Annotated in this window: 16 protein-coding genes; 10 read left to right on the top strand and 6 right to left on the bottom strand. The window is 58.4% G+C overall.

The window, feature by feature from the left end; all coding sequences use genetic code 11:
• Positions 1-90: 90 nt before the first annotated feature.
• On the bottom strand, positions 91-624 hold the full coding sequence (locus ABRP31_RS08900) for a DinB family protein (protein WP_349970611.1): 534 nt from the start codon (positions 622-624) through the stop codon (positions 91-93).
• Positions 625-782: 158 nt separating this feature from the next.
• Here ABRP31_RS08900 and ABRP31_RS08895 point away from each other — a divergent pair, with 158 nt between their 5' ends.
• From ABRP31_RS08895 to ABRP31_RS08885, 3 genes are all read left to right on the top strand, one after another.
• Positions 783-1,667 carry an EthD domain-containing protein gene (locus tag ABRP31_RS08895; protein WP_349970610.1) on the top strand — a complete coding sequence of 295 codons (885 nt, stop codon included), beginning with the start codon at positions 783-785 and terminating at the stop codon, positions 1,665-1,667.
• A gap of 281 nt (positions 1,668-1,948) precedes the next feature.
• Entirely contained in the window at positions 1,949-3,133 is a 1,185-nt protein-coding gene (locus ABRP31_RS08890) for an MFS transporter (protein WP_349970609.1), read from the top strand.
• A gap of 87 nt (positions 3,134-3,220) precedes the next feature.
• A complete protein-coding gene (locus ABRP31_RS08885; RefSeq protein WP_349970608.1) occupies positions 3,221-3,895 on the top strand; it encodes an NAD(P)-binding domain-containing protein in 675 nt (224 codons plus the stop codon).
• Between the two features lie 161 nt (positions 3,896-4,056).
• Here ABRP31_RS08885 and ABRP31_RS08880 read toward each other — a convergent pair whose 3' ends face one another.
• Positions 4,057-4,266 (bottom strand): DUF2945 domain-containing protein, encoded by a 210-nt coding sequence (locus ABRP31_RS08880; RefSeq protein ID WP_087267341.1) that lies wholly within the window; start codon positions 4,264-4,266, stop codon positions 4,057-4,059.
• Positions 4,267-4,469: 203 nt separating this feature from the next.
• Between ABRP31_RS08880 and ABRP31_RS08875 the strand changes: the two genes are divergently transcribed.
• From ABRP31_RS08875 to ABRP31_RS08865, 3 genes are all read left to right on the top strand, one after another.
• Complete coding sequence (locus ABRP31_RS08875) at positions 4,470-5,648, top strand: GGDEF domain-containing protein (RefSeq protein WP_349970607.1); 1,179 nt, start codon at positions 4,470-4,472, stop codon at positions 5,646-5,648.
• Positions 5,649-5,773: 125 nt separating this feature from the next.
• Positions 5,774-6,109 (top strand): hypothetical protein, encoded by a 336-nt coding sequence (locus ABRP31_RS08870; RefSeq protein WP_087267335.1) that lies wholly within the window; start codon positions 5,774-5,776, stop codon positions 6,107-6,109.
• 331 nt (positions 6,110-6,440) lie between these two features.
• A complete protein-coding gene (locus ABRP31_RS08865) occupies positions 6,441-9,449 on the top strand; it encodes a PAS domain-containing protein (protein ID WP_349970670.1) in 3,009 nt (1,002 codons plus the stop codon).
• A gap of 288 nt (positions 9,450-9,737) precedes the next feature.
• On the opposite strand, the gene ABRP31_RS08860 is transcribed toward ABRP31_RS08865, so the two are convergent.
• The 4 genes from ABRP31_RS08860 to ABRP31_RS08845 form a co-directional block, all read right to left on the bottom strand.
• Positions 9,738-11,030: a sorbosone dehydrogenase family protein gene (locus ABRP31_RS08860; protein ID WP_349970606.1), complete on the bottom strand. Its 1,293-nt coding sequence runs from the start codon at positions 11,028-11,030 to the stop codon at positions 9,738-9,740.
• On the bottom strand, positions 11,027-11,455 hold the full coding sequence (locus ABRP31_RS08855) for a DUF2231 domain-containing protein (protein WP_087267327.1): 429 nt from the start codon (positions 11,453-11,455) through the stop codon (positions 11,027-11,029). Before ABRP31_RS08855 ends, ABRP31_RS08860 begins: the two co-directional genes overlap by 4 nt.
• Before the next feature lie 634 nt (positions 11,456-12,089).
• Positions 12,090-12,716, bottom strand: coding sequence for a glutathione transferase (gene yfcF / locus ABRP31_RS08850; RefSeq protein ID WP_349970605.1), 627 nt, complete (start codon positions 12,714-12,716; stop codon positions 12,090-12,092).
• Positions 12,717-13,081: 365 nt separating this feature from the next.
• Positions 13,082-14,026, bottom strand: a complete 945-nt coding sequence (locus ABRP31_RS08845; protein ID WP_087267321.1) for a LysR family transcriptional regulator — start codon at positions 14,024-14,026, stop codon at positions 13,082-13,084.
• 270 nt (positions 14,027-14,296) lie between these two features.
• Here ABRP31_RS08845 and ABRP31_RS08840 point away from each other — a divergent pair, with 270 nt between their 5' ends.
• The 4 genes from ABRP31_RS08840 to aldA are packed head-to-tail and all read left to right on the top strand — an operon-like array spanning position 14,297 to position 19,095.
• Complete coding sequence (locus ABRP31_RS08840; RefSeq protein WP_087267318.1) at positions 14,297-15,595, top strand: MFS transporter; 1,299 nt, start codon at positions 14,297-14,299, stop codon at positions 15,593-15,595.
• A gap of 17 nt (positions 15,596-15,612) precedes the next feature.
• Positions 15,613-16,797 (top strand): L-rhamnonate dehydratase, encoded by a 1,185-nt coding sequence (gene rhmD / locus ABRP31_RS08835; RefSeq protein ID WP_349970604.1) that lies wholly within the window; start codon positions 15,613-15,615, stop codon positions 16,795-16,797.
• A 45-nt stretch (positions 16,798-16,842) separates the two neighbouring features.
• Entirely contained in the window at positions 16,843-17,643 is an 801-nt protein-coding gene (locus tag ABRP31_RS08830; RefSeq protein WP_349970603.1) for an HpcH/HpaI aldolase/citrate lyase family protein, read from the top strand.
• Positions 17,644-17,661: 18 nt separating this feature from the next.
• Positions 17,662-19,095 carry an aldehyde dehydrogenase gene (gene aldA, locus ABRP31_RS08825; RefSeq protein ID WP_349970602.1) on the top strand — a complete coding sequence of 478 codons (1,434 nt, stop codon included), beginning with the start codon at positions 17,662-17,664 and terminating at the stop codon, positions 19,093-19,095.
• The last annotated feature ends 12 nt before the right edge of the window (positions 19,096-19,107 follow it).

Raw genomic sequence — 19,107 nt, 5'->3', positions numbered from 1 at the left:
GTTGTGTTAATTCGGTTACTACGAGCACCTGATGGCACATTGACTTCCCTGACCGGAGCGTGTCATGCAGTCAGCATACACATGGACACCCTATGCATTGGCAATCAACCCCAGCAAATCCGTAGATCCGACATCAACTCCGGCCTGAGTCAGCAACGTTGTCGCTTGCCCGCGATGATGGGTCTGATGATTGAAAAAGTGGATCAACAAGCCATAGAAATCGCGAGCGGCAGCAATCCCGGCGGTATTGGTGTAATGCAGCACCACGTTCAGGTCGTCTTGTTGCAACTCTGCCGTCCATTCAATGATCGCCTGATCAACCCGTCTGCGCTGCACGGTCAGCTCAGCCAAGTTGTTAAACACTTGCTCATCCAAAGCTTCGGGGTCACGCATACCCCGAATCACATCCAGAGCTGGAAACCCCGCCGGATGCTGTGCGAAGCGCTTGAGCCAGAGAATGTCACCCACCAGCAGATGATTCAGAGTCCCCAGAATCGAACCGAAAAATGCTTTGCGGTCTGCGCTTAATGCCTCGGCATCCAGAGTGCCGGCGGCCGTACAGAGCTTGTCGTTCATCCACTGGTTGTACGTGGCCATTAACTGGAGATGATCAAGACGATTCAAGGTGTGGGCTCGGGTGTAATAGGTGATGCTGGCAAGTGTGCCAGTTTTGATGGTCTTGCAGTCTATCTCGCAGGATCCACCGACAGATAAACCGAACGACTCAACACCTGCCCACTCTCAACTTCATGCCGATAATTTTCTCGTTTAAAGGTAATGACATGATTGAGATCAACAGCTACACCACCGTAAAACGCCGCGAGCGCGTCCCCCATGAAATTTTCGCGACTTACTGGCGCGACGTGCATGGCCCGCTCTGCTCCCGCCTGCCGGGGCTCGGCTTGTATATTCAGCATCACTTTTCGCGAAATCAGGATGCCCATCTGTGGCCCTTGGCCGATGGCGTTGAAGAGATAGCCGATTACGAGCTGGACGGTGGCGTCGAGATCGGTTTCGCTTCAGCCGAGGATCAAAAACAGTTTCAGAACGCCAGCTCGATCCTGTTCTCGGACGAGCAAAACATGTTCGAGGAAACTCTGGCTTATGATCTCCCAGACGGCTCGGCGACCGTCGTCAACCGGCTAAACGACGAAACCTTCAATGGCACGGACAGATCTGACCGGATTCATGTGCATTTCAGCCCGCGCACCAGTCTTGCGCAGTTGCAGCAGTACCTGGCCAATGATCTGGGCGACGTGTTGGCTGGCGCGGACGAAGTCTTGAAATTGCGTCTGCACCTGTGTCAGCCGTTCAACAATGACGGCATGCATCCCCCTGCCCCCAACGTCGCGCACTACGCCAACCCTGCGCGGGCAGAACTGGTGATCATGGAAATAGCCTTCGAGAGTCCGTTAGCCCGGCGTCGCTTCTTCGAAAGCCCGGTATTTCAGGCCACGCTGGCGGGACAGTCTGAACACATTGCCCAGTTGAAAGCCTTCGCGGTATCCGGTCTCTACACCTACGTGCGCGACGGTGAGATCACCACGGCAGGCCTGCGTGGCAGCCGGGCGGCTGAACTGATCGAGTATCTGGGGGCAGCCAATCAGCGGACTCCGGAGGTTGAGCATCTGTTATTGACGGGTGCGTTGGACGCCGTCAGAACTTGACTACCTGACTTGTCATGCATTTCTGTAGGAGCTTACGAGCACAGCGAGGCAGCGATAACGTTATGTCTGATACACCGCTCTCGCGGCCTCGCGGTGCTCGTCCGCTCCTACAGGTCTACTATTTGCAGCAAGACAGCGCGACGCCATGGGCATAAGGGGCCGCTCATGTCCGTCTGCAAAGCATGACCCTATGCCCAACAGTTATTTGACCATTTGATCAACTCTGCCTAGGGTAGCGGGCTTTGTTTCTGCCTGAGATACCTGCACCAGATATGACCAGCATGACTAGCCCTTCCAAATTGCCGCCTACCGTCTACCTGTTGAGTTTGACGATCTTCTCTCTGGTAACCGCCGAGTTCATGGTTGCCGGGATGATGCCCGCACTGGCCGATGCGTTTTCGGTCAGCCTGGCGCAAGTGGGTAATCTCATCGCCTTCTATGCTCTGGGCATGGCCCTGGGCGGGCCTCCTGTCACGGTATTACTGCTCAGCCGGGGCATCAGCAACAAGCGTGCGCTGGTTGGACTGCTGGCTGTCTATGTAGCCGCCGGGATTCTGGCCGCCATTGCGCCCAGCTATCCGGTGCTGGCTTTCGCGCGAATCCTTATGGGCGTGGCAAGCGCCGCGTGTATTGGGCTGTGCCTGACGGTCTGTGCCGGGCTGGTCGCACGCGAAGTTCGAGGTCGTGCCGTGTCGGTGGTGCTGGCGGGCCTGATGCTCTCCCCGGTTGCCGGGGTGCCGTTGACCGCGTGGGTCGAGCAGCATTTCGGCTGGCGCGCCAGCTCCTGGCTGGTCGTGTTGCTGGCGCTGATCTGCAGCGCGCTGGCCGCCGTCCGGTTGCCTGTCAGCGAAGCGGGCAGCGAACCGGCCCTGAGTACGCAGTGGGCCGCATTGAAAAACCGCAGTCTTTGGGCCGCTTATGTCACGAGCGGGCTGATTATCGGCGCGACCTTTGCGGCCTTCAGTTACTGCACGCCGATCCTGATTCAAGAGGTGGGCTTAAAGCCGAGTTACGTAGCGCCCATGCTCGCGTTGTATGGCGTGGCTAATTTACTGGGCAACATGGTGGTGGGACGCGTCGCAGATCGCTATACCTTCCAGGCTCTCGCCTGGGGTCTGCTTCTGCTGGTTCTCGCGTTGACAGGTTTCGCCCTGGCGGGTGAGCACCTCTGGCTGAACCTGACCTGTTTCATCGCATTGGGGCTGACAGGCGTGGCATTGAACCCGGCAATGGTCGCGCGCGTGATGAAAGCCGCCGAGCCAGCTGCGCTGGTCAATACACTGCATACATCGGTCATCACCGCCGGGCTGGCACTGGGCAGTTGGGCAGGAGGCACCGCGATCGATGCCGGGTACGGCCTGCGCGCTCCGCTGTGGGTGGGCGCGGGGCTGGCTTTGCTGGGGCTGCTCAGCCTGGCGCGGCCGATGGCAGCGCGCAGTGTCGTCAGGCCTTGTGCACAAAGCTGACGGTGACGCTGGTCGCTACAACCTTTCGCTCGAGCGCGACGTCTACTACGGTGAATGCTGGACTTTATCCATTCGGGAGTAGGACACATGTTCAGAAAGCTATTACTGGCATTCGCAAGTCTGGTCCTGTGCAGCAGCCAGGTGATGGCAGACACCCTGAAGATCAGCGTGATTGGCGCCGGTAACGTCGGCGGTACACTTGGCACGTTATGGGCAAAGGCGGGTCACTCGGTAATGTTTTCCTCACGGCATCCCGAGGAATTGAACGATTTGGTCAAGACTGCCGGGCCTAACACTCGCGCAGGCTCGGTCACTGATGCCGCCGCATGGGGTGATGTGATTGTGTTGAGCGTTCCCTATGGAGCGATGCCCGCGTTGTCCGAGCAACTGAAGGACGAGCTGAAAGGAAAAGTCGTATTCAGCGCCAGCAATCCATTCAGCGGCCGTGACGGTGAAGTCGGACGCAAAGCTCTGGATCAGGGAGTCGCCCTGGCAGACCAACAGTATCTGCCAGGGGTGCACCTGGTACGGGCATTCAACGCCATCGGCTATGCGTCGATGGAGAGCCAGTCGGGTAAAAACAAGTCGATTGCCACCTTCGCCGATGATGCAAAGGCTCGGGAGGTCGGCGCTCGACTGGTGCGCGACGCAGGTTTTACCCCGGTCATTCTGCCGCTCGCCCGAGCCAATGAAGGCTTACCCGGCGGCCCGGCCAGTGGTGTCTGGACCGAGGCTGAACTCAAGCAAAGGCTGGGCCTTTAGCCGCAAAAGCTTTTATTTTCGATCGTGCCTCTAAGTACCACTGCGCCTGCCAGCAATGCGCTCTTGCAGTGCAGCGCTTTATGCCCCTGCCCTACCTCCTGATCACTACGAGCGGCCGAAACCGGCATCGCGACCTGTTTAAAGTAGCCGGATATATATCCTCAGCCGCGATGTAATGCCCCTGCATGGTGCATTGCCAAATGCCCGGTCTTGTCACTCTTGACCTCATATTGAGGATCATCTTTTGAAGCCGGGCGATGCTTGCCCATGAACTCTACGTCCTTGGTATGGACCTTGATCACCTTGCCGTGGATTTCACCCGCCTCCGAATTCCAGCGCACGGTATCGCCAGCCTTGAATGAATGGGTCATCGAGTTCTCCTGGTAGAAAGCCTAACGGTTGTCGACGTATTGCATCAGCGCCGTTTCTTATCGAGCCAGCCGCGACCGATAAATTCACTTCGATAGCACCAGTAGTCGAACACCCCGCAAATCCTCTACAGAACGCTCTGAAATATCCGCCTGAACGCTTACAATCCTGCCCTTTATTGCACATTGGAAAGGCCAGTCCGTTTATGGCGCTCGACCCACCCACGTTACTGATTCTCACCATCGCCCTTGCAGCGGCTGCGGCCCTGTATCTGGCGATCGAGTGGCGCAGCGTTCGTGAATCTTCACTGCTTTACTGGAGCGCCGGTTTCGCAACAATCAGCGTGGGATCGACACTCGCGTTGCTGCGCATGAGCGGTTTTCTGCTGATTGGTATCTGGTTCGCAAACGGCCTGCTGATCACGGCGCATTGGCTGTTTCTGTTCGGCGTGGCGCGCTTCACAGAGACACGCCTGTCGCGTGCCTGGGTCCTGATCCCTGCCGTCTGGCTGGCACTGCTTTTATTACCGAGCGATCCTTCGTGGTCGAAAGTCATGCTTGTGGTCAACTCATTGCTGATCGCCTTGCTGAGCCTGAGAGCCAGCTTTCTGCTGCGTCCCCATGGCAAGTCCTTGAGTGTCGGAGCGGTACAACTGCGCTATGTACTGTTGATTCACGGGATGTTCTACGCCGCCAAGGCCATACCGGCCGTAGTGCCGGGCACGCTCATTGATCTCGCCGCCTTCCGTGGCGAGATCATTCAGATATCGCTGGTCGAAGGTGCGATGGCGATCATGCTCATCGCACTTTCGATGACCGGAACCGAACGCTATCGCCGGGAGAAACGAATAGCTCGCCTGGCCGCACGTGATCCGTTGACAGCGCTTTACAACCGCCGCGCTTTTGAAGTTCGCGCACAGCGGGTGCTTGATCAAGTGACAGCCCATCGACCGGGCGCCTTGCTACTGATCGACATCGACAACTTCAAGCTGGTCAACGATCTGTTCGGACACACTGCAGGCGACCGATTGCTGGTCACGCTAAGCGAGATGATTCGATCAATCCTGCCCGAAGGCGCGCTGGCGGCACGATTGGGCGGTGACGAATTCGTCATCCTCCTGAGCAACACATCACAAGAGAAAATCCTGACACTGGGCAACGAGTTGCGCAGCCAGTTTTACAACGCTACGTCACACACGTTCGCCACTCCCCAAGCGGTGACCTTGAGTATCGGCGCTAACCTGTTTGACCAACCACCTGCTGACCTGGCGACGTTGATTGAACAAGGCGACGCTGCGCTTTACAGCTCCAAGCGTGATGGGCGCGACAGTATTCGTCTGGTCGACCAGACAGGAGCGCCCCGCGAATCTTTAGCGGCACACTGATCCGTAATCAGCACAAGTGACATCTACTGGCATGGCGCGGCATGGGCGTTTCAATATTCGGGAGGTGCGGTTAGAGTGTCGCCCCCCGAGAAATTGGATCCCGGGTTTTAGGCTATGGAGTTTCTATGAAGTACATCAGCAAAGTCGCGGCGTCTGCCGTTCTGGGTCTGGCTCTGGCGGGTTGCACCGGCACCGCAATCAAATCCCCGCACTACGACAGCAATCAATACACCGTTCTGGGCCACAGTGAGGCAAGCGCCACTGGCCTGATGTTGTTCGGCGTTATCCCTATTCGCCAGAACAACCGCTTCGTGCGCGCCCAAACCTCCGCGATCAACGCCAAAGGCGGCGATGCGATGATCAACACTCAGGTTCAGGAAAACTGGTTCTGGGCGTGGATCCTGAGCGGCTACACCACCACCATCTCCGGTGATGTGATCAAGCTGAAAACCGCGCAATAATCCTGCCCCGATCAAGCAGCGCCGGGCTGCGATAGCGGTATGCCTGACACACCGCTTCGCGCCCGTCGTACCCTCCGAGCGCTCCTACAGGGGCTGATGTTTGACGCGAGACAACGCGGTGCAATGTGCACCGAGGCCAAGTGGAACTGACTGAAGTACCGACCAGTCAGATGCTGGCTCGTTACCTTGCCTACGCCTGCGCCATTCCTGATCGCAATGCCCGGTAACCCGCAACACCGTCAAAGGCTCGCCAGTGCAAAACCCGGTGTTTTCTGATTTGATGCGGTTATAACGGAACGACAATGCGAAAGTGGGAAATGCTTTGAACGATATGACTCGCGAAGAGCTTGAGGCCGAGATCGCGCGTTTGCGCAGAGTCCTCGAGGATGCAGGAATCAATCCACAGCCTCCCGCTGAACTGTCGACCGAGCACAGCGACACTGATCGCCTCAGCCAGACCTCTCTGCGTGCAGCCGCCACCGCGCAAAGCTTTTCAGCCAATACAGTCGTTCCTCCCCAAGCAAGTCCTGCAGCGCTCGCCAACACTGAGACGCGTCAGCAAGCAATCTTCGAAAGCGCCATCGACATCGCCATGATCGTCACCAACCCTGCCGGGCTCATAACCGACTGGAACCCCGGTGCCGAGCGAGTACTGGGCTGGACCGCTGAAGAAATGCTTGGCCAGACCGCCGAGCGATTCTTTACCCGGATCGACCGGGCCAATGGCCAGATCGAGCGCGAGATGCAGCGCGCACTTCAGAGCGGGCGTGCCCTGGATGAGCGCTGGCACCTGCGTAAGGGGCACCAGCAGTTCTGGGCATCCGGCGAAATGATGCCGCTCTATGGTGACGATAACGCCCACTTGGGGTACGTGAAGATTCTGCGTGACCGTACCAGCGAACACCTTGCAGGTGTCGCTATGGAGGAAACCCAGGAGCGCTACCGCTTGGTGGCCAAAGCGACCAGTGATGCCATCTGGGACTGGGACTTGCAGGCTGACCAGATTCTCTGGAACGAAGCGCTGGAAGAGGCTTACGGACACTCTTTGACATCCATCGGCACCACCGGTCAATGGTGGATCGATCAAATACATCCGGATGACCGGATCCGCATTTACAACTCGATTCACGCCGTCATCGACGGGACCGGCAGCGCCTGGACAGACGAGTACCGCTTCCGCCGTCAGGACGGTTCATACGCAGATGTTCTGGACCGGGGCCACGTGATACGCAACGCCGCAGGCTTGGCAGTGCGCATGATCGGCGCAATGCTTGACCTGTCCCGGACACGCACTGCTGAAACCGCCTTGCGTCAAAGCGAAGAACGCTTCCGCACGATTCTGGAGACGATCGAGTCAGCGTTTGCCATCGTCCAGGTGAAGTTTGATGACAACGATCAACCGATTGACTACTGCTTCGTCGAGGCGAACCCTGCCTTCGAACGCCAGGCCGGGGTAAACCTGCGCGGCAAGTGGGTTACCGAGTTTGCTCCGGACCTCGAACGCTTCTGGTTCGAGACTTATGGGCATGTCGCCAAGACCGGTGAACCCGCTACGTTCGAGAATTATGCCGAAGCGTTCAAGCGCTGGTTCGACGTTCGGGCGGTCAGCGTCGGTGACCGGGCCGACAGGCAGATCGCGATCATCTTCAGTGATGTCACTGAACGGCGTAACGCCCAGGAACGTTTGCGCATCAGCGAGGCAGTCGCACGACAGAACGTGGAGCGTGTTCAGTTGGCACTCGCGGCCGGCGCGATTATCGGCACGTGGCACTGGGACGTGCCCAACGACCGCTTCACCATCGACGAAGCCTTCTCCCGCGCCTTTGGCCTTGATCCCGCACTAGGGCTGGAGGGCATGACCATGGCGCAGGTCGTCGAGTCGGTTCACCCTGAAGACAAGGCAAGCCTTGAGCAAACGATCAGTGCCGCCATTGCCAAGGGCGGTGCCTATGCCCATCAGTACCGGGTGCGTCGTGCCGATGGCAAGTATTACTGGATCGAGGCGAATGGACGGGTTGATCTTGCCGAGGACGGTAGCCCGCTCAGCCTGCCGGGCGTCGTCATCGATGTTGAGGGACGTCGTTCCATTGAAGCCGAACGCGACCGTGCGACGGCTGCGTTGCGTGCACTGAACGAGACGCTGGAACAACGGGTTGCAGAGCGCACCGTCGAACTTATGCAGGCAGAGGAGAAACTGCGCCAGTCACAGAAGATGGAAGCGGTCGGACAACTGACCGGGGGCCTGGCGCATGACTTCAACAACCTGTTGGCGGGTATCTCCGGCGCCCTGGAACTATTGGGTGCAAGAATCGCGCAGGGCCGCTGGTCTGAGACCGACAAGTACATTACGACAGCGCAGGGAGCAACAAAACGCGCCGCAGCGCTGACCCACCGTCTCCTGGCTTTCTCCCGTCGACAAACCCTTGATCCACGACCGACCAACGTCAACATTTTGATCGAAGGCATGGGCGAACTTATCCAGCGCACCGTTGGGCCGAGCATCACCGTCGAGATTGCAGGCGCAGCAGGTGTCTGGTCGACGCTCGTCGATGCCAGCCAGCTTGAAAACGCCCTTCTTAATTTGTGCATCAATGCTCGGGATGCCATGCCGGAGGGCGGGCGGATCACGATTGGGACGGCCAATGTGTCGATGGCTCATGACACGGCCCGCACGCACGAAATGCCAGAGGGCGAGTATCTGGCGCTGAGCGTTACGGACACCGGCACGGGCATGACACCGGAAATTATCGCCAAGGCGTTCGATCCTTTCTTCACAACCAAGCCGATAGGCCAAGGCACCGGGCTGGGTCTGTCCATGATCTATGGATTTGCCAAACAGTCCGGAGGTCAGGTACGTATCAATTCGCAGGTAGGACTGGGCACAACCATCTGCGTCTATCTGCCTCGTTACGAAGGCGAGGCAACCGAAGAGGTACGCGAGACGAGCCAGACGCCAGTTGCGCCGGCAGACACGGGAGAAACCATACTGATTGTGGATGACGAGCCTACGGTCCGTATGCTGCTCATGGAAGTTCTGAGCGAGCTCGACTACCGAGTGATCGAGGCCGGCGACAGCATCGCCGGCCTCAAGGTACTGCGCTCTGATGTCCACATTGACCTGCTCATCACCGATGTCGGGCTACCAGGCGGCATGAATGGCCGACAAATGGCCGACGCAGGGCGGGAGGTCAGACCCACTCTCAAGACGCTGTTTATCACTGGATACGCAGAAAACGCCGCCATCGGCGATGAACAGCTCGGCCCCGGCATGCAGGTGCTGACCAAGCCGTTCGCGATCGACACCCTCGCCTCTCGGGTACGTGAACTCATCAAGTTATAGAACGGTCGCTTACGGCGTACCAAGAAACCTGACGGCCTCGGTAACCTGGAAATATTGAGTTGATGCTGCGAGATAGCCCGGTGCGGACACCGCGCTATCTCGCAGCAAACATTGGACCCGGCGTGCACCATCAATCCGTAGGACAGGCTTTAGCAGGGAGGGCGTCATCGGCAACAGCGCCTATGTCGGGCATGGACGCTGCTCGCGGCTGAAGCCGCTCCTACGACATGGACAAGAGCTTTGCATGAGATACCCCGAGGCGACATCACTCACCTCGGGGCACTGGGCTCAACGATTACGCGTTACTCTCCAGACCGTGTTGGCAAGGTCGTCGGCAATGATCAGTGCACCTTTCGGGTCAACCGTCACACCGACAGGCCGACCACGGGTTTTCCCGTCAGCCCCCCGGAAGCCAGTGGCAAAATCAACCGGCTCACCCGCAGGGCTGCCGTTGTTGAACGGCACAAAAATCACTTTGTAGCCCACCGGATTCGGACGGTTCCAACTACCGTGCTCGCCGACAAAAACGCCGTTGGCGAACTTGTCACCCATGGCCGGAATGGAAAAGTCTACGCCCAGCGCCGCGACGTGCGAACCGAGGCTGTAATCCGGCTTGATCGCGGAAGCGACCTTGTCAGGGTTCTCCGGTTGCGCGCGCGGGTCGACGTTCTGGCCCCAATAGCTGTAAGGCCAACCGTAGAAACCGCCCTCCTTCACTGACGTCAGATAATCCGGCACCAGATCTGGCCCCAGCTCGTCACGCTCGTTGACCACCGTCCACAACTTCCCGGTTTCAGGCTGAATGGTCAGTGCCGTCGGGTTACGCAGGCCAGTGGCGTAAGGCTTGTGCGCGCCCGTTTCGGCATCAATCTGCCAAACCATGGCGCGATCAATCTCGACCTCCATGCCACGCTCAGTGACGTTACTGTTCGAGCCGATACCGACATACAGATAACGGCCATCCGGGCTGATCGTCAGCGCCTTGGTCCAGTGGTGGTTGATCTGCGATGGCAGGTCGGTGATTTTGGTTGGGGCGCCGCTGGCCTGGGTCTGCCCGTCCTGATAATCGAAGCGCACCAATGCGTCCTGATTGGCGACATAGAGCTTGCCATCGGCAAACGCCAGGCCATAAGGCGCATTTAGATCTTCAGCGAAAATCTTCTTCAACTCGTAATTGCCGTCGCCGTCTGCATCACGCAACAACGTCAGACGATTGCCGCCTTTGACCTGCGTGTTGCCCTTGGCCTTGATCACACTGGCAATCACGTCCTTGGGTTTGAGCTTGGCCGCGCTGCCGCCACGCCCTTCCGCGATGAGGATATCGCCATTGGGCAGAACGAGGGTCTGACGCGGAATTCTCAGATTGGTCGCAATCGCCGAAATGCTGTAGCCCTCAGGAACTGTAGGCTTCTGGTCCCCCCAAGCCACCGGCTCAGCGATCTTCATGCTCGGCAAAAGCGTGCGTTGTGGCTCCGGAAGTTTCGGATCCGGACCGCGTGCCTGGGTGCTTTCGCCATCGCCACCACATGCGCTTAATACCAGCGACATGCTCAAAATGGTCAGTGCGCCTGAATGCTTCATTCAGCACCTCCCGAACGTAGATTGGTAAGCCCGGTCCACGCGGCAACAACAGATAGCAAAGTCACGACTATCGACAAAATCAGGCCCGTCGGCATCATCGCCCAAGCGTCTTTGGCATGTTCAAACGCGTTGATCAGGCCTAGCGCCCAAGTGACCAGCAGAAGCAGGAAATACGCTACCGGGCGGCCTGCCTTGTGGTCCGCCCGGATCAGATTGACCAGTGCAAACAACAACGCCAGACCACAAAAAAGCAGCCCTCCGGCGATCAGCCAAGCGGCAAAGTTGGCCCACTGAATCTGGTAGGTCTGGGCGTAAGCGATGTCACTCAGCAAGGCGCCGAGAAACAGCGGAACGGTACCGGCAAGCAAGATCGCGTGTAGCGGGCTTGGCGTGCTCCGGTAAAGGGGATGAGTAGTAACGGTCACGGCGGCTCCTTATCGTTGAGCGACCCTGGGCAATACTCAGCGCAAATGCACTGGCAGACAGGGTCGCGCTGACTGCGCAAAGAAAAGGATCGTTGTGAAGGAGCGTTAGTTCAGTGCAGTTCGTGTCGAAATATTTTGAAAAATGACAATGAAGTGCATAGCTCGAATAGCGCGTAAGCGTTGGAGGGCTACACATACGGGGAAGAGATACTTACACCCCGACTGGGCAAAAAATATAAACAGCTGATCTGCAATGCTTTTCTGCAGGAGCGCACGAGCAGCGCGAGGCCGCGATGGCGCTCTGCCTGATGCACCGCTGTCGCGGCCTCGCGATGCTCGTGCGCTCCTACAGGTCCGTGCCGTCGCCGTGCCCAAAGTAGACGCCCCCCTGAGAAAGGAAAATTGCGTTGCAGGTCTGGAATACCCAAACCAGCAGCGCCCCGACATTCACCGCTGCACCCTCAAAACCTGGTTCCAGCGACGTCGTAGAGACCAACAATCGAACGTGGCGAACGTTCGTACTGGATGACACCTAATCCAGTCTCAAACCGGGGCAGACGTGTCCATCTGGAAAATCGTCCGTCTGGTGGGTTGCGCGTAACCCTTGAGATACGCGCGTAAACAGGGAGCAAAGCTAAAGCGGCGGACGCTGCAACCTGACCCACTCCTGCACACTCGCCCGTTGCCACTGGCGCTGGGCGTATTCCACCAATCCGGACGGCATCGAGTCGCCATTGAGTATCAGACGGTTCAGCATCACGGCCAGATCCACATCGGCAATCGACCATTCGCCGAACAGGTACTCGGGGCTATCCTCAAGCAGCGCTTGTGCGGCACTGATCAACTTACGTTTTGCGGCCTCGGCATCGGGCGATAACGGGCCTGCCTTCAGGCCATAGAACACCACCAGCGTGGACCGCTCCTGACGAATCGGCAGCAGGTCGCTGCGGATCCATGCCTGAACCTGCCGCGCTTTTGCGCGCTGCATCAAGTCGCGTGGATAAATCGACGTTTGCGGGAAAACATCCTCCAGGTACTCGGTGATCGCTGAGGACTCTGACAGTGCAAAGTCGCCATGCACCAGCGTGGGTACTCGCTGAGTCAGCGAAAGGCTGGCGTAATCAGCCGACTGATTTTCGGACGCCTCCAGATCCAGAGTGCTTAGTTCAAATTCGACGCCCTTCTCGCGAAGCGCTACGAATACCGACATGGCGTAGGGGCTGGTCAATTGCGAGTCAACATACAAGCGCAGGCTATTCACAGGGTCATCTCCTTATGCAGAAGACGACACGCTACGAGGTTCATTGAGATAAATAAAATTCATGATTTTCATGGGCGTATTCCGGTGCGGAATAGCTTCTGCCTGATGACCCTGATTGTAGAAAACCTGCCTGTTAAAGCTGCATTTCGGCAAGGGCACGACGCAAGGGTTCATCGGATACCTGAATCGGCCCATGAAGGACCTGCGGCGCGGCCTCGCGTAAAGCGGAAAACCTGTAGGAGCGCACGAGCACCGCGAGGCCGCGATGGCGTCCTGCCTGATGCACCGCTATCGCGGCCTCGCGATGCTCGTGCGCTCCTACAGGTTCATTGTTTGCTGAGCGAGTGCATTTTCTGCACGCCGCGTCATGACGTCTCGCGAGCCCGTTTACGCAGCAAATCAATGAAGTGTTGCAGCTCGCGACTGACCGGTTCGCCTTTACGGCGCAGCAGCCCGAACGGCGCCATCTGCGCGTCCAGCGTGACGGGTAGCGCCTTGACCAGCCCCATCTTCAGATAGTCACGCATCGCCGACTCGGAGAGCACCATCAAAGCATCGGTCAGTTGCACCAGTTGCTGCATGGAGTACACCGAGCTGCACTCGATGATGTCGGCCGGTATCGGCAGTTCAAGCTTTTGCAGCGCTTGCTCAATGGCGATGCGCGCCGGGCTGGTTTCGGGTTGCAGGATCCACGGCCAGTCCCTGACCAGTTCTGCCCATTCCAGCTTGCGTCGCCGGGCCAATGGATGCCCGCTGTGGACCACGGCAATCAATCGCTCGTTGCCCAAGGGCTCGAACTCGTATTGCTCACGATCAGTGATGAGGTTGCGACGGGTAACCGCGATATCAACACGGCCTTGTTCCAGTAACTGGACCACCTGATCGCTGGTATCGCCCATGATCCGGATGCGTAATTTCGGGTTGAGCCCTTTGATTTCGGCGACGGCGTTCATCACCAGGTCCGGTGCCGCGCCCATGATCGTGCCAATCGACAAGTACCCGTAACCACCCTGCTTGCGCACGGCAATATCCGCAGCGCAGCGATCCAGCCCACTCAGTGCAGCCTCGGCAAAGCGCAGCAGTTCACGCCCCAATGCGGTCGGGCGCATGCCCCTCGGCAAACGCTCGAATAACTCGCAGCCGAACATGTCTTCGATTTCCTGAAGCATCCGCGTCGCAGCAGGCTGGGACATGCTCATGCTCAATGAAGCGCGGTGCAGATTGAGGCTGGAGCCGAGCACGACCAACATCTGCAGATGCTTGTAACGCAACCGACCAAACAGCTGATGGGGAGACCGCTCGACACTCATGCAGCCCTCTGCAATCGATAACTTTAAGGTATCGACTATAAGCTTAATTCGATTAGTCACGCATCCCAGGTAGCAGTAGAGTCCTCAGCACAAGAAAACAACACCCACCGAGGTGAATCCAATGAAACGCTCTGCCGTCCTTTATTTGCCGCCCGCTTACACCCCTCGCGCTCCGCAACCCAGCCCGTCATCTGCATCCTGTTGAGGCTCAACGCCCTTCACCCGCTTTGAAAATTTACGCAGTCAAATAATTCCAAAAAGGAAACTGACGTGAACACTCTACCCGCGACTTTACTGCGCAAGGTCTCCTGGCGGCTGCTGCCGTTTCTGTTGCTGATGTACATCATGGCGTTTCTTGATCGTGCCAACGTCGGCTTTGCCAAACAGGCATTCCAGGCAGACACCGGTATCAGCGACGCCGCCTTTGCGTTCGGCGCTGGCGTTTTCTTCGCCGGTTACGCGTTGCTGGAGGTGCCCAGCAACCTGATCATGCACAAGATCGGCGCTCGCCTGTGGATGTGCCGGATCATGGTGACCTGGGGCCTGGTCTCCGCCGCCATGATGTTTGCCCACAACGAAACCACCTTTTACATCCTGCGCTTTTTACTCGGCGTCGCTGAGGCCGGTTTCTTCCCAGGCGTGATTCTGTACCTCACCTACTGGTTCCCCAGCGCCTCGCGCGGCAAGGCCATGGGCTTCTTCTATTTCGGCGCACCACTGGCGTTCATCTTCGGCAGCCCGTTGTCTGGCTTACTGCTCGAACTGGACGGTTTCATGGGCACCCACGGCTGGCAGTGGCTGTTCGCAGTCGAAGGATTGATGGCCAGCGTGGTCGGTGTGTGGGCTTATTTCTATCTGGACAATCGCCCGGCCGATGCCAAATGGCTCACGCCTGAAGAACGTAGCCAGTTGCAAGCCGTGCTGGATGCCGAGGATAGCCAAAAACAATCCCATGGCAGCCTGCTGAAAATCCTTTGTCAGCCTGCGGTCCTGTATTTGTGCCTGATCTACATGCTGATTCAGGCCAGCGTTTACGGCGTGGTCTTCTACCTGCCGAGCCAGGTTGCAGGCTTGTTGGGCACCAAAGTCGGCTTGATGGTCGGCCTGGTCAGCGCCGTCCCATGGATATGTGCCTTGCTGGCCGCGTGGAAAATCCCCGGCATCGCTGACCGCACCGGCCAGCGCCGCACGGTTGCCGCGTTGACTCTCGTGGTTTCAGGGCTGGGAATCGCCGCCTCGGTGACTTTCGCCAGCCCGCTGCTGGGCATCCTCGCCCTGTGTTTCGCCGCCTCGGGTTTCATCGCGGTACAGCCGGTGTTCTGGACGTTCCCCGGAAGCTTTCTGGCAGGTGCCGCCGCAGCCGGTGCCATCGCGCTGATCAACTCTTTCGGCGCACTGGGCGGGTTCATCGCGCCCATTCTGAAGAACTGGGCGGAAGCCTCCTTCCACTCTCCGGCAGCAGGCTTGTACGTGCTGGCCTTCACCACACTCATTGCAGCAGCCCTGATCATGGGCATTCGCCCGCCGAGTCAGGCTGTCCCTCGTAAGCAACCGACTTTCCAAGTCTGACCAGGAGAAATCACATCATGGCCATTCCAACCATCAAACATGTTCGCGCCTTTGTCCTGCGCGGCGGTGGCGCTGACTATCACGATCAGGGCGACGGTCACTGGATCGACGACCACATCGCCACGCCGATGAGCAAATACCCGGAGTACCGTCAGAGCCGTCGCAGTTTTGGTATCAATGTGCTCGGTACTCTCGTCGTTGAGGTCGAGGACTCGGAAGGCAATATCGGTTTTGCCGTGACCACTGGCGGCGAACCGGCGGCCTATATCGTCGAGAAACACCTGGCGCGGTTTGTCGAAGGCGCGAAGGTCACTGACATCGAGCGTATCTGGGATCAGATGTACTTTTCGTCCCAGTATTACGGGCGCAAAGGTCTGGTGATCAACACGATTTCCGGCATCGATCTGGCGCTTTGGGATTTGCTCGGCAAAGTCCGTAAAGAACCCGTGCACCAGTTGCTCGGCGGTGCAGTGCGTGACGAACTACAGTTCTATGCCACCGGCGCTCGCCCGGACCTCGCGCAAAAGATGGGTTTTATCGGCGGCAAGCTGCCACTGCATCACGGCCCGGCAGAAGGCGAAGAAGGCCTGCGCAAAAATCTGGAGGCGCTGGCCGTCATGCGTGAACGCGTTGGCAAAGACTTCTGGCTGATGCTCGATTGCTGGATGAGCCTGGACCTCAACTACGCTACACGTCTGGCTCAGGGTGCCCACGAGTTTGGTCTGAAATGGATCGAAGAAGCTTTGTCCCCCGACGATTACTGGGGCTACGCCGCGCTTAAAAAAGCTGTTCCACCCGGCATGCTGGTCACCACCGGCGAGCATGAAGCCACACGTTGGGGTTTCCGGATGCTGCTGGAAATGGGCTGCTGCGACATCATCCAGCCCGACGTCGGCTGGTGTGGCGGTATCACCGAGCTGATCAAGATTTCGGCACTGGCCGACGCTCACAGCGCGATGGTCGTGCCCCACGGCTCGTCCGTTTATAGCTACCACTTTGTCGCGACCCGCACCAACAGCCCGTTTGCCGAATTCCTGATGATGGCGCCCAAAGCTGATGAAGTCGTGCCGATGTTCCATCCGCAACTATTGGGCGAACCGGTACCGGAAAACGGCCGCATGCGCCTTTCAAAACTCGATCAGCCAGGTTTTGGCGTTACGCTGAACCCTGAATGCCAACTGCATCGCCCTTACCAGCACTGAATCAGTCAACCCTGGATGTCGGGTTTGGCTCGACAGGAGTCCACGATGAAAATGCCACGCAACGGCTTCAAGGCCGCCTTGGCCAAAGGCGAGCCGCAATACGGTATATGGGCAGGATTTGCCACGGGATACGGCGCGGAAATCACCGCCAGTTTTGGCTACGACTGGATGCTGATCGACGGTGAGCACGCGCCCAATACCGTGCCTTCGATCCTTGCCCAATTACAGGCAGTCGCGCCCTACTCCACAGCGCCCATCGTGCGTGCCGTCAGTCACGACCCGGTGCTGATCAAGCAGTTGCTGGATATCGGCACTCAGAGCCTGATGATCCCCATGGTCGAAACCGCCGCTCAGGCTCGCGCACTGGTGCAAGCCACTCGCTATCCGCCGCACGGTATTCGCGGCGTAGGCGGCGGTTTGACTCGCGCCACCCGCTGGGACGGCGTGCCGGACTACATCAATACCGCCCATGAAGAGCTTTGCCTGATTGTGCAGGTCGAGTCTCGCGCAGGCGTCGACAACGTCGCTGAAATCGCTGCGGTGCAAGGCGTTGATGCGGTGTTCATCGGCCCGGCAGACCTGTCCACCGGGCTAGGCCATATCGGCAATCCGTCACACCCCGAAGTGCAGGAAAAAATCCGCCACGCCATTGATGCAACTCTTGCGGCTGGCAAGGTCAGCGGGATTCTGGCCCCGGCCGAAGAGGATGCGCGCCGCTATCAGAGCTGGGGCTGTCAGTTCATCGCCGTGGCTATCGACATCAGCCTGATGCGCCAGGCCGCCCTCAGCAACCTGGCGCGCTACCGCGACAGCTGCGAACAACGCCCGGCCTCACGCACCTATTGATTGCAAAGGAGCCCGTCCATGTCTTCAGTACCGGTTTACGAAAACTATATAAACGGCGAATTCGTCCAAAGTGCCGAGCACTTTGACGTGCTCAACCCGGCCACTGGCGCCGTGCTTGCCAGAGTCCCCGCCTCGGATGCCGACCAAGTGGATCATGCGCTGGCCGCGGCACGCTCGGCCCAGTCCGCATGGGCAAAGCGCCCGGCCAACGAGCGTGCAGGTTATCTGCGCAAGATCGCCAGCAAACTGCGTGAAAACGTCGCCCACCTCGCCCGCACCATTACCCTGGAGCAAGGCAAGATCTATGGGTTGGCCGAAGTAGAGGTCAACTTCACCGCAGACTACCTCGACTATATGGCCGAATGGGCACGACGCATTGAAGGTGAAATCATCACCAGTGATCGTCCTGGCGAGAACATCTTCATGTTTCGCAAACCGCTAGGCGTCGTAGCGGGCATCTTGCCGTGGAACTTCCCGTTTTTCCTGATCGCCCGCAAGATGGCTCCCGCACTGGTCACGGGCAATACCATCGTGATCAAGCCAAGCGAAGAAACACCCAACAACTGCTTTGAGTTTGCCCGACTGGTCGCGGAAATCGACCTGCCACCCGGCGTGTTCAACGTAGTCTGCGGCGATGGCCGGGTGGGCGCGGCGCTGACCTCACATCAGCAAGTGAACATGATCAGCTTCACCGGCAGCGTTGAAACCGGCGCACGAATCATGAGCGCCGCGGCACCCAACATCACCAAACTCAACCTTGAACTGGGCGGCAAAGCCCCTGCCATCGTGCTGGCTGATGCGGACCTGGACCTCGCCGTCAAAGCGATTCGCGACTCGCGGATAATCAACACCGGGCAAGTGTGCAACTGCGCTGAGCGGGTGTATGTCGAGCGCCGTGTCGCGGATGAATTCATCGACAAGATCAGCGCCGCCATGGCCGCGACGCGTTACGGCGATCCACTGGCCGACAGCTCGGTAGAAATGGGCCCGTTGATCAACCGACAAGGCCTGGAAAGCGTCGCCGCCAAAGTCAAAAAAGCGCAGGCACAAGGCGCCAACCTGATCACAGGCGGCAACATCGCCGACCTCGGCCAGGGCTTCCACTTCCAGCCGACGGTACTGACCGGCTGCAGCGCCGACATGGAAATCATGCGCAAAGAAATATTCGGCCCGGTGCTGCCCATCCAGATCGTCGATGACCTCGATGAAGCCATCGCCCTGGCCAATGACTGCGAATACGGCCTGACGTCATCGCTGTATACCAAGGATCTGAGCAAGGCCATGTACGCCATCCGTGAAATCGACTTCGGCGAAACCTACATCAATCGAGAGAACTTCGAAGCCATGCAGGGCTTCCATGCCGGCGTCAGAAAGTCTGGCGTGGGCGGTGCCGATGGCAAGCATGGCTTGTACGAGTACACCCATACGCATGTTGTCTATCTTCAGGTTTGAAGGTCTTTTGGG

The organism is Pseudomonas caspiana (assembly GCF_040224095.2).
Taxonomy (GTDB): Bacteria; Pseudomonadota; Gammaproteobacteria; order Pseudomonadales; family Pseudomonadaceae; genus Aquipseudomonas; species Aquipseudomonas caspiana.
This window is presented reverse-complemented; position numbering and strand designations above follow the sequence as displayed.